This is a genomic window from Testudinibacter crocodili (assembly GCF_006228025.1).
GTDB lineage: Bacteria > Pseudomonadota > Gammaproteobacteria > Enterobacterales > Pasteurellaceae > Chelonobacter.
Window position 1 is genome coordinate 1 of sequence record NZ_VDHF01000089.1, and the last position, 22937, is coordinate 22937.

A 22937-nucleotide genomic window follows, 5' to 3' on the forward strand; every position below is an offset into this window, starting at 1 on the left:
ATCTATAATCCGCCCCTACATTGTTATCAGTAATATCATTGATAAAATCAAAAGTGCGGTTATCAAGCCAATGATAACCGCACTTTGATGAAAATTAAGCCTAAAACAGAATTAGAATTCCATCAGCTCTTTTTCTTTCTCTGCCAGCGCTTCATCAACTTTTTTCACCCCTGCATCGGTGATTTTCTGAATCAGATCTTGCGCTTTGCGTTCATCATCTTCGCTGATCGCTTTATCTTTTAGCAATGCTTTGATCTGATCATTGGCATCACGGCGAATATTACGCAGCGCCACTTTGCCTTGCTCTGCCTCAGCTCGCACAATCTTGGTCAAATCACGACGACGCTCTTCGGTCAATGGTGGTAACGGCACACGAATGGTAGTACCGGCGGACGATGGATTCAAGCCTAAATCGGAAGTCAAAATCGCTTTTTCCACCGCTTGGATCAAAGAGCGGTCAAACACACTCACCGCCAGCGTGCGGGCGTCCTCCGCCACTACGTTTGCCAACTGGCGCAACGGTGTTGCCGAACCGTAATATTCCACATGAATACCGTCGAGCAAACTTGGATGGGCACGACCGGTTCTGATTTTGGAAATTTGAGTTTTGAACGCTTCAATACTTTTTTCCATGCGTTGTTCAGTATCTTGTTTAATTTCGTTGATCACGCTGTTTTTCCTTTATTTTTATCAATATTCCGTAAACGGCTATTTTTAACCTATTCTGCCCGATAAATCAAGATTCGTGACAAATTAACGTGCCTTCCGACTCGCCTAAAATCACACGTTTCAACGCACCCGGCTTATTCATATTGAACACCCGAATCGGCATATTGTGATCGCGCGCCAAAGTAAACGCTGCTAAATCCATCACTTGCAGCTCTTTTTCCAACACATCTTGATAGCTTAACGTGCGGTACAAATTGGCATCCGGATTCTTGGCAGGATCGCAATCATAGACACCATCCACTTTAGTCGCTTTCAAGACCACATCGGCCTCAATTTCAATACCGCGCAAACAGGCAGCAGAATCAGTGGTAAAAAACGGATTGCCAGTACCAGCGGAAAAAATCACCACCTGACCTTGGTTCAACAAACGAATTGCTTGCGCCCAGCTGTAACTATCGCAAACCCCATTCAACGGAAACGCCGACATCAGCTTGGCATTCACTTCCGCACGGTGCAACGAGTCACGCATTGCCAAACCATTCATCACGGTTGCTAGCATGCCCATATGATCACCAACTACTCGATTCATACCGGCTTTCGCCAATTTTGCACCACGGAACAGATTACCACCACCAATTACGATCGCAACCTGAACCCCAAGTTCGACCAGCTCTTTAATTTCCACCGCCATGCGATCCAATACCGACGGATCAATACCAAAGCCCTCTTCGCCTTGCAACGCTTCGCCGCTTAATTTTAACAAAATACGCTTATAGGTAGGTTTAACACTCATTTTATTCTCCTTGCCATGATAAAAACCTTGATGAAATAGTCTGCTATTTGATCACGATTTTCAACCAACTGGCTATATGAACTGTAAACGGCAAACAGTAAAAAGGCGAGTCGCCTCGCCTTATATCAATTTATACTTTTTGCATTGCTGCCACTTCAGCGGCAAAATCGGTTTCGACTTTCTCGATCCCTTCACCCACTTCAAAGCGGATAAAGCCGGTCACATCGGCACCTTTTTCTTTCAGCAAATCACCAACAGATTTAGCCGGATCCATCACGAACGGTTGACCGGTCAAAGAAACCTCACCGGTGAATTTCTTCATACGGCCTTCAACCATTTTCTCGGCGATTTCACGTGGTTTTCCGGATTCCATCGCAATAGCGACCTGGATTTCACGCTCTTTCGCCACCACTTCGGCAGACACATCTTCCGGTTTTACGAATTCCGGACGGCTTGCCGCAACGTGCATTGCGATATGTTTGACCAGCTCATCATCAGCATTGGTAGCGGCAACCAACACCCCGATTTTCGCCCCGTGCAAGTAAGCCCCAACTACATCACCAGAAATCGCCGCAACACGACGGATATTCATATTTTCGCCGATTTTTGCCACTAATGCGGCACGCTCTTCTTCAAACTGTGCTTTCAACACCTCAACATCGGTCACTTTACCTGCGAGTGCAGCATCTGCAACTTTATTGGCTAATGCCAAGAAACCGGCGTCTTTAGCCACGAAGTCAGTTTCACAGTTCATTTCCAGCAACACGCCATAGCCGCCGTCAACACGGGCTAAAATCACGCCTTCTGCTGCTACACGACCGGCTTTTTTCGCCGCCTTCGCTTGTCCTGACTTACGCATATTGTCGATCGCCAATTCGATATCGCCATTCGCTTCAACCAATGCTTTTTTACATTCCATCATACCTGCGCCGGTACGGTCACGCAGTTCTTTTACCAATGCTGCTGTAATTTCAGCCATTTTAACATCCTCTTATCAGTGCTACCCACCTGTGGGGAATAACCGCACTTTTAATAAAAAAGCAGGGAACCTTGAAGCCCCCTGCTAACCAATTAATCATTGTGTGGTCAATAAGGGCAAATTGCCATTACTACTCACTACGATAACATTACTCTGCTGCGGCTTCTGCTGCTTCAGCTTCGACAAAGCTTTCTTCTGTTACAGTAGGGTTAGCGTGCGCACGACCTTCGTTTACTGCGGCAGCAACTGCTGTCAGATATAACTGAATGGCACGAGCGGCATCATCGTTACCCGGAATGATGTAATCTACGCCATCCGGATTGGTGTTGGTATCGACAACTGCGAATACCGGAATACCCAAGTTGTTGGCTTCTTTAATCGCGATGTGTTCGTGATCGGCAGCGATAACAAAAATCGCATCCGGCAAACCGGACATATTTTTGATTCCGCCCAGACTCAATTCGAGTTTTTCCATTTCACGGGCGCGCATTAATGCTTCTTTTTTGGTTAATTTTTCAAAAGTGCCGTCTTGAGACTGCGCTTCCAAATCTTTCAAACGCTTGATTGATTGACGAACGGTTTTCCAGTTAGTCAACATACCACCTAACCAACGGTGATTAACAAAGTATTGGTTACAGCTTAATGCCGCATCTTTAACTGCTTCAGTTGCCGCACGTTTGGTACCGACAAACAACACTTTACCGTTATTGCCAGCAATGCGGGTCAATTCTGTCAATGCTTGGTTAAACATCGGAACGGTTTTTTCCAGGTTGATGATATGAACGCCGTTACGTGGTCCGAAAATGTAAGATTTCATTTTTGGATTCCAGTAGCGAGTTTGGTGACCGAAATGTACGCCTGCTTGCAGCATATCGCGCATTGAAACTTGTGCCATAATAATTCCTTATATAATTGGGGTTTAGCCTCCACATATCCTGTCGCATCGACCGTTTGGCACCCCGACTGACAGTGTGTGATATGTGTGTGAAGTCTTGATTAATCATAATGTTGTTCCGACAGTTCGGAATAACGGCGCATTTTATACCATAATCAGCCAGAAATTACCAGTAAATTTACAGCTGCTTAGCCAACAAAAGAATCCCCACAACAAAGGTGGGGATCTTATTATTTGAGGTTATTAAGCGCTAATTCTGCTGCTGTAGAAAATCCTGATTAATCTCAATTTTTGCCTGATTGCGCAGCGATTGAATCAAATTATTGTAGGTTTGCAACTGTTTAGCCTGCAAATAACTTGCGGCTAAAGCCTGCTGTTCCTGGCTATCGGCAACGCCATCACTCACCTTAATCAACTCCGCCAGATAGATCTCACCACTGTCATCTTGTACCGCTTTATAAACACTTTTGCCTTCGGTTGCTGTCATTGAAAACACGCCTTCACGCAGCCCGGAATCCTGCATTCTGGCATACACAAATTGTTGTGTGTTTTCAGCTAAACGGATGCCTTGCGGCAAGGTAATCGTTTGTGAACTAGCACCTTGATTTAAACTGTCTGCTGCTTTTTTAGCTTCACTCAGCAGCAATGCCTCTGCTTTTTGCCGTTTCAATAGCGCTACAATATCGGCTTTGGCTTCTTCAAACGTTTTACTACCGGCAGCTTTGTGATCAACCACACGCACAATCAGCGAGTGCTGCTCGCCAACATTGATCGCTTCGGAATTCATGCCGCCTTGCAGCAAATCCGTATCAAAGATGTTATACACCACATTCGAGAAGTTAAGTGCGGTCGGCACATCTTGGCGTGAAAAATAGTCGGTCTGCACGGCCTTTTTGCCGATAACTTGCTCTACATCAGCAAGAGAAGCTTGATTTTCAAAGGCTTTTTCCGCAGCTTCTTTTTCTAAACGGAAAAATCCGTTCGAGGTTTGTTCATTACGAATGGTATCAGCAATCCGGCTTTTCACCTGATCCAGCGGTTGCACTTCGCCTTGGCGACGTTCAAGCACTTTAATCAAATGGTAAGCGCTGTCAACTTTAACTGGCTGGCTGACAGCCCCAACATCAGTGACATAAGCAGTTTGCTCAAACGCCGCAGGAAAAGCGCCATCGGTTGACCAACTCAAATCACCACCGTTGACTGCTGATAATTTATCTTGCGAATGTGCTTGTGCCAATGCTGCAAAATCTGCACCATTCTGCAACTGTTGATACAAATCTTGCGCCAGCGCTTCATCTGCCACTTGAATATGCGCTAAATGTTGGCTGGTTTTACCACTGAATTGGGCTTTATTGTCTTGATAATACTGTGCAATTTCAACATCGCCTACGTTAATATTTTTTTCCACATCGGGTTTGGCAATATCAATATATTCAACTTTAACCAGTTCCGGCACCATAAACGCCGATTTATGTTCGTTATAATATTGTTCGGCTTCCTGATCGCTAATGACTTGTTTGGCAACTTGGTCTGCAAGTGGGAAAGACGTCAACCGCACTTCACGGGTTTGGAAAATTTGTTTAATCACCTGCTGCAACTGCTGTTGGCTAAGGGCTTCGGTACCTAACAGCCCGTATTGCATTTGCTGCATCGCCACGGATGCGCGCAGGGTTTGTGCGTAATAATCGGAACTGATACCGTTTAAACGTAAAAAGCTTTGATATTGCTCATTATCAAACTTTCCGTCTTTTTGGAAATTTGGGTTACTGACAATCGCACGTTTAATCTGTTCATCACTCACGGCTAATCCCAACGATTGTAGATATTGTCCGATCAACGACTCATCCACTAAACCGTTTAACACGTCCTGTCTGAAACGAGTTTGAAACTCCGGCGAATCCATTAACAGCGAAAACTCTGCTCCCATTTCATCGCTGAAAGTGCGGGTCTGCTGTTGTAATGCTGCTTGAAACGTTTGCTGACTAATCTCTTCTCCATTGACTTTTGCCGCCGAAGTGTCATGCGAACCAACCAAATAGGTGCCGACGCCGCCCAAGACAAAAGAGATGGAAATCAATACGAATACCACTTTCCACATCACACCGCCAACGCCGCTGTTCAGTTTTTCCAACATAATTATTTTTCCTATTCTTAAAGACTCAACTGCTGAATACCGATTATCAAGATTAAATCCCGAAAATGTTGCCGAATTATATGTGAAACACGGCTGTTATGCACGAATAATCCGGCGCTGCAAAATACAAAAAAGCCAAATTTACCCGCTAGATAAATTCGGCTTTTATCGATTGGTTAATTCACAATCGGTGAAGGCTGCGATTTAGTTCCGCGTTTCTTAGCGGCAACTTTATTTGCCACTACCACTTTATCACCGACAGCCGTCGGAGTCAGCATCTGTATTCCATCCGGTGGATTTTGCAATGCCAGCGCTAAAACTTCATCAATGGTTTCAACCGCACGAATGTCCAGTTGTGCTTTCACATTATCCGGAATCTCCTCCAGATCTTTAACATTCTCTTTCGGAATCAGCACCAGTTTGATGCCACCACGGTGCGCAGCCAACAATTTTTCTTTCAAGCCGCCAATTGGCAACACCTTACCGCGCAACGTGATTTCACCGGTCATCGCCACATCGGCACGCACCGGATTACCGGTCAAGCTGGAGACAAGTGCGGTACACATCGCAATCCCGGCACTTGGGCCGTCTTTTGGCGTTGCCCCTTCCGGCACATGAATATGAATATCCCGTTTCTCATAAAAATCCGGATTAATACCCAAGCGTTCAGAACGGGCACGCACCACCGTCATCGCTGCTTGGATCGACTCTTTCATCACATCGCCCAAAGAACCAGTATAACTGAGCTTGCCTTTGCCCAACACTGAAGCCGCTTCAATGGTCAGTAAGTCACCACCAACTTCAGTCCAAGCCAGACCGGTCACTTCTCCAACACGATTTTCAGTATCGGCACGTCCGTATTCAAAACGTTTAACCCCTAAATAATCTTGTAGATTGGTTTCGTCGACCACTAAGGATTTCAGGCTTTTATCTAACAATAGATTTTTAACCGCACGGCGACAGATTTTCGAGATATCCCGCTCAAGCGAACGCACCCCGGCTTCACGGGTATAAAACCGGATAATCCCCAGAATTGCGCTGTCTTCAATTGTCAATTCACCTTTTTTCAGACCGTTGCGTGCCATCTGTTTCGCCAATAAATGGCGTTTGGCGATGTTCAGTTTTTCATCTTCAGTGTAGCCTGACAAACGAATCACTTCCATCCGATCCAATAATGGTGAGGGAATATTCATCGAATTTGAGGTTGCCACAAACATCACATCGGACAGGTCATAATCGACTTCCAGATAGTGATCGTTGAAACTGGTATTTTGTTCCGGATCCAACACTTCCAACAATGCTGACGCCGGATCACCACGCATATCAGCCGCCATTTTGTCGATCTCATCCAATAAGAACAGCGGGTTTTTAACCCCTACCTTGCACATTTTTTGGATCAATTTGCCCGGCAACGAACCAATATAGGTTTTGCGATGGCCACGAATTTCGGCTTCGTCCCGCACGCCACCCAGCGCCATTCTCACATACTTGCGCCCGGTTGCGTTGGCAATTGACTGCCCTAATGAGGTTTTACCCACGCCCGGCGGTCCCACCAAGCACAGAATCGGACCTTTCACCTGATTCAAACGGCTTTGCACCGCTAAATATTCTAAGATCCGCTCTTTAACCCGTTCCAAACCGTAATGATCGGCGTCCAACACTTTTTGTGCATTAGCAATATCTTTTTTCACTTTGCTGCGCTTGTGCCAAGGCACTTGCACCAGCCACTCGATATAGCTGCGAACCACTGTCGCTTCTGCCGACATTGGCGACATCATGCGTAATTTTTGCAGATCAGCTTCGGCTTTTTCGCGCACTTCAATCGGCATCCGAGCCTCTTCAATTTTTTGGCGCAGCGCTTCCACTTCATCATTATGGTTATCCTGTTCACCCAACTCTTTCTGAATCGCTTTAATTTGCTCATTCAAATAGTAGTCACGCTGGCTTTTTTCCATCTGTTTTTTCACCCGGCTACGAATTCTTTTCTCGACTTGTAAGATATCCAGTTCAGATTGCATGCTGCCGATCAAAAATTCAAAGCGCTCAATCACATGGGATTTTTCCAACAGTTTTTGTTTGTTTTCCAACGCGATCGGCATATGTGCCGACATCGTGTCGCTCAAACGCTCCGCATCATGAATCCCGCGCAAGGCACTCACCACTTCCGGCTGCACTTTTTTATTCAGCTGAACATAAGAATCAAACTCTTCCAAGCTGCTGTTTTTAATAATTTCCAGCTCTTGTTCGTCGCCACGAATACTGTCGATGGTTTCAATGGTAGCGGACAGATATTCTTCATCATTCAGCGCAATAATTTTTGCCCGCTTTTGTCCTTCCACCAGCACTTTAACCGTGCCGTCAGGCAGTTTCAGCAGTTGGATAATGTTTGCCAACGTACCCACGCTATAAATATCATCACTGCTCGGATCCTCTTGTTCTGCTTGTTTTTGTGCGACCAATAACAGCTGTTTACCGCTTTCCATCGCTTTATCTAAGCTCAGAATAGATTTTTCCCGTCCCACAAATAAAGGCATAACCATAAACGGAAATACCACCACATCACGCAACGGTAATACCGGAATATGTGTTTGTATGGTTTGTTGTTTGCTCATTATTTCATCTCTCTTGCTTCTGCTTATGTTGGGATTAATGGATTGTATATTGGGTTATTGATAGAAAATCTCAAGCGCTATTTTAGCTGTCGCTGAATATTTCTTGCCAACCTCATGGGTTGACAGCAACGGTGAAAGCAAAAGTGCGGTTTTGAAATCATACGCATTTATCCACAACGATATTCAATAAGGCAACGTAGCGACGGATTGCATCCGCCGCTTAATCCTTGTCTGTAAACCGCACTTTATGTCGTTATTGGCTTAAACTCAACCTGCCTGCTCCAATTTATAGGTTAATTTTGGCGGTTGATGATCGTCGATCACGGAAAGATCAATCAGCACTTTCTGCAAATTATCCAGTGACGGCAAATCATACATGGTATCCAACAGCACCGCTTCCAAAATCGAACGCAAACCACGTGCACCGGTTTTGCGTGCCAGTGCTTTTTTCGCCATTGCAATCAATGCTTCTTGAGTAAATTCCAGTTCGACATCTTCCAAGCTAAATAAGGTTTGATACTGTTTGGTCAAGGCATTTTTTGGCTCGGTCAAAATCTTCACCAACGCTTCTTCGTCCAATTCAGACAACGCCGCAACCACCGGTAAACGCCCGATAAATTCCGGGATCAGACCAAATTTGATTAAATCTTCCGGCTCGACCTGCTTCAGCAGTTCACTGATGCTGGCTTTGTCTTTCTCGCCTTTAACTTCGGCACCGAAGCCGATTCCGCTGCGCACATTGTGACGTTGATCGACCACTTTATCCAAACCGGCAAACGCACCACCACAAATGAACAAAATTTTCGAGGTATCCACCCGCAAAAACTCCTGCTGCGGATGCTTACGCCCGCCTTGCGGCGGCACCGATGCGGTGGTTCCCTCAATCAATTTCAACAGCGCTTGCTGCACCCCTTCGCCTGACACATCGCGGGTAATCGACGGGTTTTCCGATTTGCGAGTGATTTTGTCGATTTCATCAATATACACAATACCACGTTCGGCTTTTTCCACATCGTAATCGCAACGCTGCAACAATTTCTGAATAATATTTTCCACATCTTCGCCAACATAGCCGGCTTCGGTTAACGTGGTGGCATCCGCCATTGCAAAGGGTACATTCAGCATTCGTGCCAAGGTTTCTGCCAGCAAGGTTTTGCCGCTGCCGGTCGGGCCGATTAACAAAATATTGCTTTTACCCAACTCCACATCATTATTCAATGCGCTACGTAAACGTTTGTAGTGATTATATACTGCCACCGCTAACACTTTTTTGGCGTGATCCTGCCCAATGACATAATCGTCCAGGTGCTTGCGAATTTCATGTGGGGTCGGCAACTTGTCTTGCAGTGGCGCAACCGCACTTTCATTACTACCGTTTTCTTGCTCGTCTTTTTCCAGCAAATGGTAACAATCTTCGATACATTCATTGCAGATATAGCCGGAAGCACCGGCAATTAACTTTTCAACCTCGTGCTGCTCTTTCCCGCAAAAAGAGCAGCGATATTCTTTCTCTTCTGACATGCTGTTTTATCCAAATATTGTGATAGCGATTAAATTCTTTGCGTCAACACTTCATCGACCAAACCATACGCCTGCGCTTCAGCAGCCGACATAAAATTATCGCGTTCGGTATCTCTCTCAATTTTATCCAACGGTTGCCCGGTGTGAAACGCCAAGCGGTTGTTTAAAGTATCCCTAATTTTCAAAATTTCTTGGGCATGGATTTGAATATCTGATGCCTGTCCACGATAGCCACCCAACGGCTGATGAATCATCACTCGCGAATGCGGCAAAGCAAAACGTTTGCCCGCAGCGCCGCCTGCCAATAAAAAAGCCCCCATCGAACAGGCTTGCCCGATACACAACGTCCGCACGTCGGGCTTGATAAACTGCATAGTATCATAAATTGCCAAGCCGGCGGTGACCACACCACCCGGTGAGTTGATATACAGGTTGATGTCTTTTTCTGGATCGACTGACTCTAAATACAGCAATTGTGCAACAATTAAATTTGCCATGTTATCTTCCACTTGGCCGCTCAGGAAGATGATCCGCTCTTTCAATAAACGCGAATAAATATCGTAGGCTCTTTCGCCGCGTGATGTTTGATCCACCACCATTGGAACTAAACTCATTTTTTCCTCTACTTAAAAATTGACACAGAATTCTGCCATTCTACCGAAAAACAGGCTAAAAAACAGGTCAATCCCATTTTTAACTGGTTTAAAAACAAAAAGTGCGGTCATAAACCGCACTTTAGTCATCAGAACAACAGCTTACCGATTAAGCTTGTTGAGCATTCATAATCTCATCGAAAGAAGCTGCTTTCTCAGTGACTTGTGCTTTTGCCAACACCGCATCAACGGCTTGCTCTTCCAATACTACATTGCGTAAATTATTCATTAACTCTTTGTTATTGCTGTAGTATTCAACTACTTCGCTCGGCTGTTCATAAGCGGCGGCGATATCTTCAATCATCGCCTTAACGCGCGCTTCATCCACTTTCAATTCATTAGTTGCAATCACTTCGGCAAATAGCAACCCGACTTGAACACGGCGACGTGCTTGTTCTTCAAAAATATCGCGTGGCAGTTGGAAATCTTTTGGTGCTTGACCGCCGAAACGCTGCATCGCCTGTTGCTGCAACACTTCAATTTCTTGATCCACCGCAGCCGCCGGCACATCAATGCTGTTATTCGCCAATAAACCGTCGATCACTTGGTTTTTAATGCGGCTGGTTAATGCATTTTTCAACTCGCGTTGCATATTTTTGCTGATTTCAGCACGTAAATCGGCGACGGTTTTGTTTTTAGGACCGAATTTTTGTACAAATTCTTCAGTCACTTCCGGCAATTCCATCTCTTCGACTTTTTTCAAGCTAATGGCGAATTTCGCCGCTTTGCCTTTCAAGTTTTCCGCGTGGTAATCTTCCGGGAAAGTCACGTCAATGCTGAAGTCATCACCAGCTTTGTGTCCGACGATACCGTCTTCAAAGCCTGGAATCATACGACCTTGCCCCATCAACAGAACGAAATCTGCGGATTTACCGCCTTCAAATGCTTCACCGTCGATAGAACCGTCGAAATCGATAGTCACACGATCATCGGCTTTTGCCGCTACATCGCTTTCTTTCCAGGTGGCTTGTTGTTTACGCAACACATCGATCATTTTGTCGATGTCGCTTTCACTGATCTCAACCACTGGTTTTTCAACTTGAATATTTTCCAAACCTTGCAATTGCACGTCCGGATAAACATCGAATGTCGCAGTGAAAACAAAATCACCACCGACATTATATTCTTGCGGTGCAAACGTCGGACGACCGGCAAAATTGATTTTATCCTGCATTACCGCATCAAAGAAACTTCTTTGCATCGCATCGCTTAACACATCTTGACGCACTGACGCCCCAAAACGTTTTTCAATGATTGCCGGGGGAATTTTGCCTTTACGAAAACCGTCGATACGGGCAGTTTTTGCTACATTTTTTAATTCTTGGCGAACATTTTGTTCGATGGTTTCAGCCGGCACAGTAATAGTGATGCGGCGCTCAAGACCTTGGGTAGTTTCTACGGAAAATTGCATTTTTTACCTCAAAAAAATCGGATATTCTCGGCGCCACTCATCTCAATCGTATGAACAACCAACACCGAACTTAAAAAATAGACACGAGATTATACCCAGTCAAACTCAATCAGTCGAGTTATAACCGCTGAAATTGGGATAGTTGGCGATTTTTTAAACCGCACTTTGCTTTATTCGGCATAAAAGACAGAATCGAATAACCGCAGCAACGAAAAACCCGATTCACTAAGAATCGGGTCAGGTCAGATTGCATCAAGCAAAAAATAGATTACAGCCCTTTCGGAATACGAATTTTCTGCCCTGGGAAAATTTTATCCGCATCTTTGATCACTTCTTTATTGACTTCAACGATCTTAGTATATTTTGCGCCGTTACCGTAGGCTTTCTCAGCGATTTTCCATAAGGTGTCGCCTTTTTCAATCACATAAAACTCTTCGTCAGAGGCTAATGCTTCACCGCTAGCAATGGTGACACCCTCGGCTTCCACTTTGGTGATCCCGGCAATATTGCCCGCCATCAGAATGGCTTTTTCCAAGGCTGACGCATCTTTTGCTGTGCCTTCAATTTTTGCCACGCCGTTTTCAACCGTGACCGCCACGTTTTCCACACCGGGGTTATCTTCACTGATGTGCTGTGTTACCGCACTTGAGGCCTCTTCTTCTTTGCCGAAGATTTTCTTACCGATGTTGCCAACAAAATCAAATAATCCCATAACTTTTCCTTAATGATTAATTTATTAATATTAACGACTTGCCTGATAAAATCTTGACAAAAGCCGAACCGAACACCTTGTATTATCCGATCAGTTTCGACCGAAAGTAAAGCGAATTAAACCGAAAACGGGTATTGAATCGGCGGATGTGATTGGTAGCCCACCACCTTAAAATCGTCCATCGTGACCCAAGTCTCCAAATCTTGCAATGTTTTGATCTGGGGATTGATCTCTAACCTCGGCAACGGCAGCGGTTCGCGCAGTAACTGCACTGTTTGCATCAGCTCCAACTGATCTTCATAAATATGCGCATTGACAATCTTATGGTACGCCTGTCCAGCTTTACGCCCCGTGATCTGCGCCATCAACGCTAAAAAAGTGTACACCTGAATTTGGTTGAAATTCAAGCCGAGCGGCACGTCACAAGAGCGTTGATAGCTGGTGAGATACAGCGTATCGCCTAGCAATGAAAAAGTGTGGGTGTGCATACAAGGGCGCAGACAGCCCAGTTCAATCTCTCCCGGATTATAAAATGTGATGATTTCACCGCGATCATCAATCCCGTTCGACAAATTATCTACCACTTTTCGCAGTTGATCTAAATGCGAACCATCCGGTTTGCGCCAGCTTCTGCCCTGCACGCCGTAAACTCGCCCCATATCGTCGCAGCCTTTGCGGTGCGGGCTGTTGAGCCAGACTTGATTATCGTTGGCGTTGGCATCCCACGTTTTGGTGCCGAGTTTGCGGAAATCGGCAGCATTGTCATAACCACGGATATAACCTAAAAATTCGGCAATCGCGGCTTTCCAATAGCTTTTACGGGTGGTGATCAGTGGAAATTGGTTGTTGGCGACATCATAACTCAAATCAGCATTGATCACGGTTAAGCAGCGTTTACCGGTACGTTCGTTGCCGACCCACACGCCGTGATCCACGATCCGCCGGCATAAATCCAAATATTGACGCATATTTTTCTCCTCCAAAACCGCACTTTTAGGCGTGCACTACTTTACTGACCGCCGATAGGCCCAAACGACAATCAGTGCGCCGATCAACATCATTGGGGTCGATAAAATTTGCCCCATTGAAATTTGCTGTCCGAAAAACAATCCGAGATGTTCGTCCGGTTCACGGAAAAATTCGACGATAAAACGGAATAAACCATAGAAAAATAGAAATAGCCCTGCTACTGAGCCCGTCGGACGCGGTTTTTGGATAAACCAATTCAGGATCAAGAACAGCACCACGCCCTCTAACAAGGCTTCGTACAGCTGCGACGGATGGCGCGGCAAGTAACCGCCGGACGGAAACAAAACTGCCCAAGAGACATCGGTCACCCGTCCCCATAGTTCGTCATTGATAAAATTACCGATACGCCCCATGCCCAAGCCGAACGGAATCAACGGCGCCACAAAATCAGCCGTTTGCCAGAACGGACGTTTTTGTAAACGGGCGGTAATAATCATTGCAACAATCACCCCGATTAAACCACCGTGGAAAGACATCCCGCCTTCCCACACCCTAAACAGATAGAGCGGGTCCTGTAAAAACAAGTCGAAATGGTAGAACAGCACATAGCCGATTCGCCCACCTAAAAATACCCCTAAAAACCCATTAAATAACAACGAATCGACCTGATCGACCGTCCAACCACTGTTGTGCTGCTTAGCGCGTCGCACAGCCAGCCAACGGGCAAAAACAAAGCCAATTAAATACATCAGGCCGTACCAGCGCAAGCCGATTGGACCGAGTTCAAAAATAACCGGATCAAAATCCGGAAAGCGAAGATACGAATTCATACGATTCCTTGCCGATAAACGCTTAACTGAATAACATTTTGAGTGCCACCAACGACAACCAGATCGCAAACGCCTTTTTCAACGTCGGCACCGGTAATTTGGTAGTCATGTCTGCCCCAAGTTTTGAGGTGAAAAAAGAGACGGCAGTAATTAATAATACCGCCGGCAAATAAACATAGCCGATCGAATAAGACGGCAGATGCGGCAGGTTCCAACCACTGACAATAAAGCTGATCATACCGGACAAGCCAAGCAACATGCCGCAAAATGAAGAAGTGCCGATCGCCCGCTTGATTTCAATTCCACGTGAATTCAAAAACGGCACAATGAATGCGCCTCCGGCAATACCGGCAAAGCTGGACACGATACCGATCAACGTCCCACCAACCACACCGCTCTTGACCGTTAAGGGGCGATTGCCGGTTTCTCGTTTGATTGATAGCACCATTTTGGTTGCCAAATACAACACCATCACCGCAAACAGTTTACTGGTGACCGCTTTCGGCAATTGGCTAATAAACAAGCCGGAAATAAACACCGCGATCATTAGCGACGGAATCAAGTATTTTGCCGCCTGCCAATCCACGTTGCCCAATTTATGATGACGCTGTGCGGAAGAAAAAGCCGTGATCACAATCGTCGCAAAAGAACTACCCAGCGCTACTGTCATCGACATTGCTTCCGGCACACCGATTTTCGGCAACAAATAGACCAGCACCGGCACGATTACCAAACCACCGCCAATGCCAAACAGCCCGGCAAGAAACCCGGCTAAAGCGCCGGTCAGCAGACAACCGATTACAAATACCGTCATTTGCGTTGTTCTCCTTTCTGCCGAGCACTTCTTTCCTGATTGAACTTGCGTTGTTTCCGTTGATAACGTGATTCTTTTTTGGCTACATTCGCCGAGCGCCCATTGTCGCTAGTTAATGTAGCCGTGTCCTTAGTATTATTGGTATGCGTACTTGCAAGCGATTTATATTGACTGGTGTGCTGATGTGATTTGACCGCACTTGCTCTGTCCGGCAGTGCCATTACCACACTGGAAAATTCTTTCATCACTTTACGATAGACTTCGCGTTTAAACGAGATCACCTGCCGCACCGGATACCAGTAACTGACCCAGCGCCAACCGTCAAATTCCGGCGTTTTAGTCGCCTGCATATTGATACTGTCTTCACCGCTAACCAGTGCCAATAAAAACCAGCGCTGCTTTTGTCCAATACACACAGGATTACCGTCATTGCGCACCAAGCGTTTCGGCAATTTATAACGCAGCCAACCTTTAGATACCGCCAGAATTTTTACGTCCTGACGACTCAAACCAACCTCTTCATACAACTCGCGATACATCGCCTGCTCCGGTGTTTCACCGTTGTTGATGCCGCCCTGAGGAAACTGCCACGAATTTTGTCCGCAACGCTTCGCCCACAACACCTGTCCTTGTCGGTTACTGATAATAATCCCGACATTTGGCCGATAGCCATCGAAATCGATCACTGTCGATCCCCTTAAATCTTCTGAATTTTTTAAATGGTGTTGATTGTTTCATAATATCGAAAACGATACAACAATAACCGCGTAAAGAGTGGAATCGATTTTATGAGGCAGTCTTCACCTTCCATCTCAGATTGTAAATATTAACAATAACAAGATAATTCCCCGCGCCTCTGTGGATAACTCTGTGTGTAATCGTAGGAAGTATTGTTGTCTAAAAACAACTGAGAGCTGCTGCTGCCTTTTGCCATAAGGATTCTGCTTTAGGTTGTCGATTGCTTGAACAAACGCTTAATTGATCGACTTGTCGCCTGTTTTTACCCTGCCAAGTGGCAGGCAATTAAAAAGAAATGTTTATTTCTGATCCGAGTCTTGCACAAATATGCTGCAATTAAAACAAAAAAATAACATTGCTTATCATCCGTGAGTTATTCAGATTTTCTGTGGATAACACTGTGGCTGATTTCGGTATTATCATTAATAAATTAAAATATAAATTGGCTTATTTTAATTTTATCGTTATAAATCAATTAGTTAATTCAAACAAAATCTTATACCCATTGTGTTTAAAAAGCAGGATTTTGCACTGATTATTTCTTGAGCAATAAAATTTGTATCTTTCACGACTTGTCCTTATAATACCCTACGTTATTTTTCAACTATTCGACCTATTTCAAACGGATATAAGATGACCACGCCACAATCAGAGTCGCAATTACTACACCGTGCCCACCAATTGGCTGGATTGCGACTGGCTGAGGTGGCTACGGAATACAATATCCAGATGCCAACCGATTTAAAACGTCATAAGGGCTGGGTTGGTATGCTATTGGAAACCGCACTTGGCGCAGAAGCCGGCAGCAAAGCACAGCAAGATTTTGCCGCACTTGGGATTGAATTAAAAACGATTCCCGTCAATCGGCACGGTTCTCCGTTGGAAACCACATTTGTTAGCTTGGCACCACTCAGCCAAAACAGCGGTGTCGTTTGGCAAAATAGCCATGTACGTTACAAACTGCAAAAAGTGCTGTGGATTCCTGTGGAAGGTGAACGCCAAATTGCACTGGCGGATCGTCGGATTGGCTCACCTATTTTATGGCAACCCAGTGCCGAGCAAGAAGCTCGTCTGGCGCAAGACTGGGAAGAGTTGATGGATTTAATTGTTTTGGGTGGATTACACAAAATCAATGCCCGTATCGGTGAAGTGTTACAATTGCGTCCAAAAGGCGCAAATAGTAAAGCCTTGACCATGGGATATGACCGCAATGGACAAGCAATTAAAACATTACCACTCGGATTTTACTTAAGAAAGAGCTTTACTGCAGAAATTTTACAAAAGTTTTGTTCTACCTCAACTTTATAATACGAACTTTAGTGTATCTTAGCTGTCAAATTGTTGGGTCTGTTTCTCTTTCATAACTTGTTTATATTACCGAATTGTCACGCTGAATCATCATAGTAAATGAAAGACAAACAGCTCCTCCTATTGTTCCGCAACAATAAATAATAATTAACTAAAGGAAACCATTCATGGCAAAAATATTACTTGTCGATGACGATGTTGAACTTACTGAACTGTTGGCTGAAGTATTAAACATAGAGGGATTTGACGTTGAATTGGCCTATAACGGTGAAGAGGCATTGAAATTACTGAATTTCAGCCACGATATCGTCCTGCTAGATGTGATGATACCGGTATTAAACGGAATAGAAACCCTAAAACAAATCAGAAAAAGCTTCTCCACGCCAGTATTAATGTTAACTGCCCGTGGGGACGATATCGATCGTGTATTGGGATTGGAATTAGGTGCTGATGACTATTTATCAAAACCGTTTAATGATCGTGAACTCGTTGCACGAATCAAAGCTATCTTACGTCGAACGCAAAACCAATCTACCGCACTTAGCTCCAGCAGCAACATTGAGAAAGACGACAACAAACATCTCGAATTTGGCGGCATTACCCTTTATCCGGGCAGACAACAGGCGCTATATTTAGAACGTGATTTAGATTTAACCGGCACTGAATTTGCACTACTGCAAATATTAATTAAGCATCCGGGACAAATTCTGTCACGGGAATTACTCAGCTTAGAGATTCTGGGCAAGCGTCTGACACCGTTTGACCGTGCAATCGATATGCATATTTCTAACTTGCGTAAAAAACTGCCAGAACGTGCCGACAATCTACCATGGTTCAAGACACTACGCGGACGAGGCTACTTACTGGTCACTGAAAAATAAGCGAGCAATGATCAAAATAGCGTGCCAAACAACACGCTATTCTTTTTTCAACGCACCCAATATGAAACGATGTCATGAAAACTCTGCGTAAGTTTTTGCGTTTGCTTAATTCAATCAATGTGCAAATCTTTTTTCTTTTTTGGTTGATTTGGTTAGCTTTTTTTGTTCTGATAGGATTTGCATTCTTTATCCCAACCATGGACGCACGCAATTACACCGAACTCTCTACTGATGAGGTTAATCTCTATCAGTTTGAAGTGATCAAACTGACAAAAAACAATATTCTGTATGATTTGCAGTACCAAAAAAGCCCCCACAGCAGCTTACCTAGCGACAGGACCAGCCATATTTCAGCCCCAAGAAAGCCGGTATTACTCGATCCCAATGATTTTAATAAGATCATCGGTAATCTGGATTACAATGAAAGCAGTCAGCTATATCAGTTTGCCAATCGCTCAAATAATCCACTATTGCCACAAAAGCGTCGGTTTTACAATCAAGATATTGTCGGTCCGTTTATCTCGCCCTATCCTCTTTCAGAAGATCGCGAGCCTTATTTGTTGTATTTTATTGATACCGTCGATCCACAACGGGAATTTATCAATTTTTTCTTTGATCACCCACTAATCATGCTGTTCTTATTAATGGCGACCAGCACACCACTGCTGCTTGGGCTCATTTTCAGTTTGACCCAGCCTATCAAAGAATTACGCAGCACCGCCAATGCCATCTCCACCGGAAATCTCAGCATTAATCCGATTTTAGAACAGCGTGGATCAATGGAATTGCGCGAAGTTGGCAAGAGTTTTAACCACATGGTGATGTCCTTAGAAAGTATGATCAGCTCACAACAACGACTATTATTAGATGTGTCGCATGAATTGCGCACTCCACTGACACGCCTGCAACTCGCCGCCGCTTTACTGCGCCGTCGCCAAGGAGAAAACAGTGAACTGCAACGGATTGAAACTGAAACCGAGCGTATGGAAAAAATGCTGAATCAGTTATTAACGCTCTCACGCCAACAAACCGCACTTCACCTAAATCGAGAGGTTTTTCCACTGCCGAATATCTGGGAAGAAGTGGTCGAAGACGCCAAATTTGAAAGCCGTGAACGCCACTTTGAATTCAGCTTTTCACAGAACATCAAAAATCCTGAGAAATACTTTATCAATGGTAACGAGGATGTACTCGCCAGTGCATTGGAAAATATTATCCGCAACGCCTTCAAATACGCCCACAGCCGTGTACTCCTGAATTGTAATATTGTTGATAATAAACAACTTCAAATCATTGTCGACGACAACGGCGATGGCGTTGCCGAACACGAATATCAACAAATCTTCCTCCCCTTCTACCGCACCGACCAAGCCCGTACCCGTACCACCGGCGGCACCGGCTTAGGTTTATCGATCGTCGCCAACTCGGTAGAACAACATAAAGGCAGCGTCACAGCAGGCAAAAGCAGCCTAGGTGGTCTCAGGATCACCATTCTGCTGCCATTGTGGTTGGATAACTAGAAGAGGTTTATTGAATATCGGACCGCACTTTGAAAAGTGCGGTTGGGCTTACTCACTATTTGTAGGCATCGGAACCTTATTTGTAATTTGTAGTTAGAAACAATTGAAATATACCTATCGTGCGCCAAAACCAGTCAACATTGTTTTTAAAGTCTTGAACACGATTAAAATATCTAACCACAGTGAAAAATGTTTAATATAGTAAAAATCATGTTCAATTTTTACTTTAGTATCATCAACATCAGCCGCATAACCATGTACCACTTGCGCCCAGCCGGAAATGCCCGGCTTAACAATATGGCGGTAACTATAAAACGGAATTTCTTGTTCAAATTGCTCAACAAAAATTTTCTGTTCCGGTCGTGGACCAATCAGACTCATATCGCCTTTCAACACGTTAAAAAATTGTGGCAACTCATCAATACGAGTTTTACGAATGAATTTGCCAATCCGCGTAACTCTCATATCACTATCAGAAGCAAATTGTGCTCCGTCTTTTTCAGAATCCTTACACATACTTCTAAATTTATAAATATTAAACTCTTTACCACCTTGTCCTACCCGTTTTTGGATAAACAAGGCTCCACCATCACTCTCCAAGCGGACAGCAAGTGCGGTTATCAACATAATTGGTAGCGTTATCGGGAATGTCATCAATACCAAGATCATATCAATACTGCGTTTGATTAACGAATAAACCGGTGAAGGCAATAATGATCCCAAATCATTTTCATACATATGTCGGATTTTCACACGCCCCGTTAACGATTCCTCTAGTTGGCGGGCGTTATAAACAGGAATACCGTGCAAAGTGCAGTCTGCTAGGAATTTTTGCCATTCTGCTGTCAAATCAGTGGAATGAAGATCTACCGCTATTGCATTAAAGCGACGCTCTAAATCAGGCTGTTCTAATTTATGCCAATTTACATTATCGATTTGTTCCAATGTCTTTGCCCGCCCAAAAGGAATATAGGCAATTTTGGGCACAATCCAACGTCTTGCTATAAAATAGCCTGAAAAACAGAATAATAAAGAAAGAATAAAGCTATTTATCAATAGATAAATTGAATATTCCAAGCGAAAAAATAATAAAATGACAATCGCTATTGAATAGCAAGAAATGATAGTTGAGAAAATAAAACTGCTGGATTTATCACCGGGGTAACGCATTAAAACACGTAGAGACAGTGCTACCAGAATAAATGCAAAACTTATCGCAATAATGGTATTTATTCGTGTTTCAGAGCTGAACATGTCGTTACCCCATAATGCAAAAGCAGGCAAAAACACCGAGAATAAAACCCCTAAAGTAGACTGTACAGTTGTACTAAAAAATAATCGTTCATACCAGCGAGAGTGGCGTTTTCTAAATTGTCTATTTGTCATATTGAACCTAGCTATTTAAGTTTATAACGGAGTTATAAATTTCAAGTGTTTTAGTCAGCATTAATTCATAAGTGAAATGTGATTCAAAAATATCTTTACCTGCATATCCCATTCTATCCCTTAACGTCTTATTACCAATGAGTATATTTAATTTATCTGCTAAACAATTTATGTCTCCACGAGGGATTAAGTAGCCATTCTTTCCATCCCAAACGGCTTCTTTTATACCACCAACATCGGAAGCAATTATCGGTAATCCTTTTGCCATAGCTTCAAGAATAGTAAGCGGTAGTCCTTCCCAATTTGAAATCAATAAAAAAATATCGGCATTTACTAATCGCTTCTCAACATCATGACATTGACCTGAAAAGATAATTTTATTATCTAAAGAAAGAGACTTAGCTTGTTGTTTAACCATATTTAGTAAAACTCCATCACCGACAAATTCAACTTGCCAGTCTAAATCTTTAACCTTTGCCAATGCAGCAACTACATCAGTATAATTTTTAGGAATATCAAAACGTGCAACCATAATGAGCCTAATCACTTTATCATTATGTGGTATTTTTATTATTCGTCGATCAGTTGATATTCCATTATGTATAGTAATTAATTGCTCAGGCTTACCAACACCATGCTTCAAAGCTAAATTCCGATCATACTCAGATACGGTAATAATCTTTCCACCCAGTTTCGCCATGCCTTTTTCAATAAACCGATATAACATTGCTGTTCTTTGTGCTACCCCATCAGTAAATGCCCAACCATGCGCGGTAAATATATATGCTAATCCTAACCGCCAAGAGGCAAGTCGCCCTAAAATCCCAGCTTTTGATGAATGTAAGTGTACAATATCAGGTTTTAAAATTAATAGGTGTTTTTTGATTTCAAAATAACATTTAAAATCTTTAATAAGATTAACCTCTCTTACTAAATTTTTAACAATAACACACTCTAAATTTCTTTCCTTAGCTTTCTCAACAACAATCCCTGTCCCCCCAATGAGAATCGTAACCTGATGCCCTTTATCCTGCATTCCTTCTGCTAAATCTAATAAGTGAACATTTGCGCCGCCAATCACATCTGAACGAGTTATCACATAGACAATTTTCATTATTTATTACCTTGATATAAATTAATCCATCGTGCGGCTATAACACTTAATGAATAATGCTCCATAATATATTTTCTGGCTTCACTTCCCATGCTATCTCTAATATTGTCGGATAAATTAATTACTTTGACCATAGCATTAGCCAACTCATTAGAATTTTGCCTAGCAACCAAATACCCATAATTACCCACAACTTCTTTAGTCCCACCACAATCAGTTGCTACCACAACGTTCTCACACAGCATTCCCTCCATAATAACTAAAGGTAATCCTTCATATTTTGAAGACAAAACAAAGCAATCACAAGCACTCATTAGAGCTGGAATGTCTCTCCTTAACCCCAAGAAATAAACTGAATGATTGATATTAAAATTTTCTGCTAAAGAGATAAGCTCCTCTTTTTGTTCACCTTGTCCAACAATTGCCAACACTGCTTTAGGATTCCTATTTAATACTGATGTGAAAGAGTTTAATAAATTAGGATAATCTTTGGCATCGGTCAGTCTACCTACAGCAAGAAATAAAAAATTATCATCAGTAATATTTAATTCACTCCTTATTAATTCTCGCTGTATCTTATTAAATACAAATTTATCTGGGCTCACACCATTCAACATTGGAATAATTTTATTACTTGGACTTGCACCTTTTTGAATAAAACACTCTACCGCCTCTTGACTGACATTAGTGTTTAAGTCTGATAAAAAATCAGTTATTCTATAAGCTAACATTCTTATATGCCCGCCTTCATTTTTACTGTGGGCAGTACAAATTAGTTTTTTCATAGGAGTCATAATTCTTAGCAATCGAGCAAATAAATTAGCATGAAACATATGGCTATGTACTATATCCGGATTGAATTTATCAATGACCTTTTTTGCCTGCACTAAAGAATGAATCAGCCCAAAAATATTTTTCTTCATATTTAATGAGAATATTTTTATATCTTTAGACATTGGCAATACTATCTCTTTACCTGTTAAAGAAATAATTGCAAC

The 22937-nt window shown here is 43.4% G+C and carries 19 protein-coding genes and 1 pseudogene; 3 read left to right on the forward strand and 17 right to left on the reverse strand.

Translation table 11 applies throughout. The annotated features are described in order from the left end of the window. Window positions 1-111 precede the first annotated feature (111 nt). The 14 genes and pseudogenes from frr to rppH all read right to left on the reverse strand — a co-directional run. Entirely contained in the window at window positions 112-669 is a 558-nt protein-coding gene (gene frr, locus FHQ23_RS09615; RefSeq protein WP_139614131.1) for a ribosome recycling factor, read from the reverse strand. Window positions 670-736: 67 nt separating this feature from the next. Next, window positions 737-1462: a UMP kinase gene (gene pyrH / locus FHQ23_RS09620; protein WP_139614132.1), complete on the reverse strand. Its 726-nt coding sequence runs from the start codon at window positions 1460-1462 to the stop codon at window positions 737-739. 130 nt (window positions 1463-1592) lie between these two features. Next, window positions 1593-2441: a translation elongation factor Ts gene (gene tsf / locus FHQ23_RS09625; protein ID WP_139614133.1), complete on the reverse strand. Its 849-nt coding sequence runs from the start codon at window positions 2439-2441 to the stop codon at window positions 1593-1595. 148 nt (window positions 2442-2589) lie between these two features. Then, window positions 2590-3336 carry a 30S ribosomal protein S2 gene (gene rpsB / locus FHQ23_RS09630; RefSeq protein WP_132966407.1) on the reverse strand — a complete coding sequence of 249 codons (747 nt, stop codon included), beginning with the start codon at window positions 3334-3336 and terminating at the stop codon, window positions 2590-2592. A gap of 250 nt (window positions 3337-3586) precedes the next feature. Beyond that, window positions 3587-5470: a SurA N-terminal domain-containing protein gene (locus FHQ23_RS09635; RefSeq protein WP_139614134.1), complete on the reverse strand. Its 1884-nt coding sequence runs from the start codon at window positions 5468-5470 to the stop codon at window positions 3587-3589. 176 nt (window positions 5471-5646) lie between these two features. After that, window positions 5647-8082, reverse strand: a complete 2436-nt coding sequence (lon, locus tag FHQ23_RS09640; protein ID WP_139614135.1) for an endopeptidase La — start codon at window positions 8080-8082, stop codon at window positions 5647-5649. 267 nt (window positions 8083-8349) lie between these two features. Continuing rightward, window positions 8350-9603 carry an ATP-dependent protease ATP-binding subunit ClpX gene (clpX, locus tag FHQ23_RS09645; RefSeq protein ID WP_139614136.1) on the reverse strand — a complete coding sequence of 418 codons (1254 nt, stop codon included), beginning with the start codon at window positions 9601-9603 and terminating at the stop codon, window positions 8350-8352. A gap of 29 nt (window positions 9604-9632) precedes the next feature. Then, window positions 9633-10217: an ATP-dependent Clp endopeptidase proteolytic subunit ClpP gene (clpP, locus tag FHQ23_RS09650; protein WP_139614137.1), complete on the reverse strand. Its 585-nt coding sequence runs from the start codon at window positions 10215-10217 to the stop codon at window positions 9633-9635. A gap of 148 nt (window positions 10218-10365) precedes the next feature. Next, complete coding sequence (tig, locus tag FHQ23_RS09655) at window positions 10366-11667, reverse strand: trigger factor (protein ID WP_139614138.1); 1302 nt, start codon at window positions 11665-11667, stop codon at window positions 10366-10368. A 268-nt stretch (window positions 11668-11935) separates the two neighbouring features. Next, window positions 11936-12379: a peptidoglycan-binding protein LysM gene (gene lysM, locus FHQ23_RS09660; protein WP_139614139.1), complete on the reverse strand. Its 444-nt coding sequence runs from the start codon at window positions 12377-12379 to the stop codon at window positions 11936-11938. 116 nt (window positions 12380-12495) lie between these two features. Next, window positions 12496-13347 carry a thymidylate synthase gene (locus FHQ23_RS09665; RefSeq protein WP_139614140.1) on the reverse strand — a complete coding sequence of 284 codons (852 nt, stop codon included), beginning with the start codon at window positions 13345-13347 and terminating at the stop codon, window positions 12496-12498. A 36-nt stretch (window positions 13348-13383) separates the two neighbouring features. Next, on the reverse strand, window positions 13384-14178 hold the full coding sequence (gene lgt / locus FHQ23_RS09670) for a prolipoprotein diacylglyceryl transferase (RefSeq protein ID WP_139608497.1): 795 nt from the start codon (window positions 14176-14178) through the stop codon (window positions 13384-13386). A 22-nt stretch (window positions 14179-14200) separates the two neighbouring features. After that, a complete protein-coding gene (locus FHQ23_RS09675; RefSeq protein WP_139614141.1) occupies window positions 14201-14992 on the reverse strand; it encodes a sulfite exporter TauE/SafE family protein in 792 nt (263 codons plus the stop codon). A gap of 226 nt (window positions 14993-15218) precedes the next feature. After that, window positions 15219-15678, reverse strand: a pseudogene (gene rppH, locus FHQ23_RS09680) (RNA pyrophosphohydrolase); the annotation flags it as partial. A gap of 685 nt (window positions 15679-16363) precedes the next feature. On the opposite strand from rppH, the gene mutH reads away from it, so the two are divergent. From mutH to cpxA, 3 genes are all read left to right on the forward strand, one after another. Then, window positions 16364-17038: a DNA mismatch repair endonuclease MutH gene (gene mutH / locus FHQ23_RS09685; protein ID WP_139614142.1), complete on the forward strand. Its 675-nt coding sequence runs from the start codon at window positions 16364-16366 to the stop codon at window positions 17036-17038. Between the two features lie 167 nt (window positions 17039-17205). Then, complete coding sequence (locus FHQ23_RS09690) at window positions 17206-17919, forward strand: response regulator (RefSeq protein WP_139614143.1); 714 nt, start codon at window positions 17206-17208, stop codon at window positions 17917-17919. A gap of 74 nt (window positions 17920-17993) precedes the next feature. Next, a complete protein-coding gene (gene cpxA / locus FHQ23_RS09695) occupies window positions 17994-19439 on the forward strand; it encodes an envelope stress sensor histidine kinase CpxA (RefSeq protein WP_139614144.1) in 1446 nt (481 codons plus the stop codon). 114 nt (window positions 19440-19553) lie between these two features. Here cpxA and FHQ23_RS09700 read toward each other — a convergent pair whose 3' ends face one another. From FHQ23_RS09700 to FHQ23_RS09710, 3 genes are all read right to left on the reverse strand, one after another. Further along, window positions 19554-20825, reverse strand: a complete 1272-nt coding sequence (locus tag FHQ23_RS09700; protein ID WP_139614145.1) for a sugar transferase — start codon at window positions 20823-20825, stop codon at window positions 19554-19556. A gap of 7 nt (window positions 20826-20832) precedes the next feature. Then, entirely contained in the window at window positions 20833-21939 is a 1107-nt protein-coding gene (locus FHQ23_RS09705) for a glycosyltransferase family 4 protein (RefSeq protein WP_139614146.1), read from the reverse strand. Beyond that, on the reverse strand, window positions 21939-22937 hold a 999-nt coding region (locus FHQ23_RS09710; RefSeq protein WP_139614147.1), incomplete at its 5' end, for a glycosyltransferase. The genes FHQ23_RS09705 and FHQ23_RS09710, both read right to left, overlap by 1 nt.

Bases quoted from the DNA above. Each gene is read 5' to 3' on its own strand.
- pyrH (WP_139614132.1), bottom strand. From the start codon at position 1,462: ATGAGTGTTAAACCTACCTATAAGCGTATTTTGTTAAAATTAAGCGGC.
- tsf (WP_139614133.1), bottom strand. From the start codon at position 2,441: ATGGCTGAAATTACAGCAGCATTGGTAAAAGAACTGCGTGACCGTACC.
- rpsB (WP_132966407.1), bottom strand. From the start codon at position 3,336: ATGGCACAAGTTTCAATGCGCGATATGCTGCAAGCAGGCGTACATTTC.
- FHQ23_RS09635 (WP_139614134.1), bottom strand. From the start codon at position 5,470: ATGTTGGAAAAACTGAACAGCGGCGTTGGCGGTGTGATGTGGAAAGTG.
- lon (WP_139614135.1), bottom strand. From the start codon at position 8,082: ATGAGCAAACAACAAACCATACAAACACATATTCCGGTATTACCGTTG.
- clpX (WP_139614136.1), bottom strand. From the start codon at position 9,603: ATGTCAGAAGAGAAAGAATATCGCTGCTCTTTTTGCGGGAAAGAGCAG.
- clpP (WP_139614137.1), bottom strand. From the start codon at position 10,217: ATGAGTTTAGTTCCAATGGTGGTGGATCAAACATCACGCGGCGAAAGA.
- tig (WP_139614138.1), bottom strand. From the start codon at position 11,667: ATGCAATTTTCCGTAGAAACTACCCAAGGTCTTGAGCGCCGCATCACT.
- lysM (WP_139614139.1), bottom strand. From the start codon at position 12,379: ATGGGATTATTTGATTTTGTTGGCAACATCGGTAAGAAAATCTTCGGC.
- FHQ23_RS09665 (WP_139614140.1), bottom strand. From the start codon at position 13,347: ATGCGTCAATATTTGGATTTATGCCGGCGGATCGTGGATCACGGCGTG.
- lgt (WP_139608497.1), bottom strand. From the start codon at position 14,178: ATGAATTCGTATCTTCGCTTTCCGGATTTTGATCCGGTTATTTTTGAA.
- FHQ23_RS09675 (WP_139614141.1), bottom strand. From the start codon at position 14,992: ATGACGGTATTTGTAATCGGTTGTCTGCTGACCGGCGCTTTAGCCGGG.
- mutH (WP_139614142.1), top strand. From the start codon at position 16,364: ATGACCACGCCACAATCAGAGTCGCAATTACTACACCGTGCCCACCAA.
- FHQ23_RS09690 (WP_139614143.1), top strand. From the start codon at position 17,206: ATGGCAAAAATATTACTTGTCGATGACGATGTTGAACTTACTGAACTG.
- cpxA (WP_139614144.1), top strand. From the start codon at position 17,994: ATGAAAACTCTGCGTAAGTTTTTGCGTTTGCTTAATTCAATCAATGTG.
- FHQ23_RS09700 (WP_139614145.1), bottom strand. From the start codon at position 20,825: ATGACAAATAGACAATTTAGAAAACGCCACTCTCGCTGGTATGAACGA.
- FHQ23_RS09705 (WP_139614146.1), bottom strand. From the start codon at position 21,939: ATGAAAATTGTCTATGTGATAACTCGTTCAGATGTGATTGGCGGCGCA.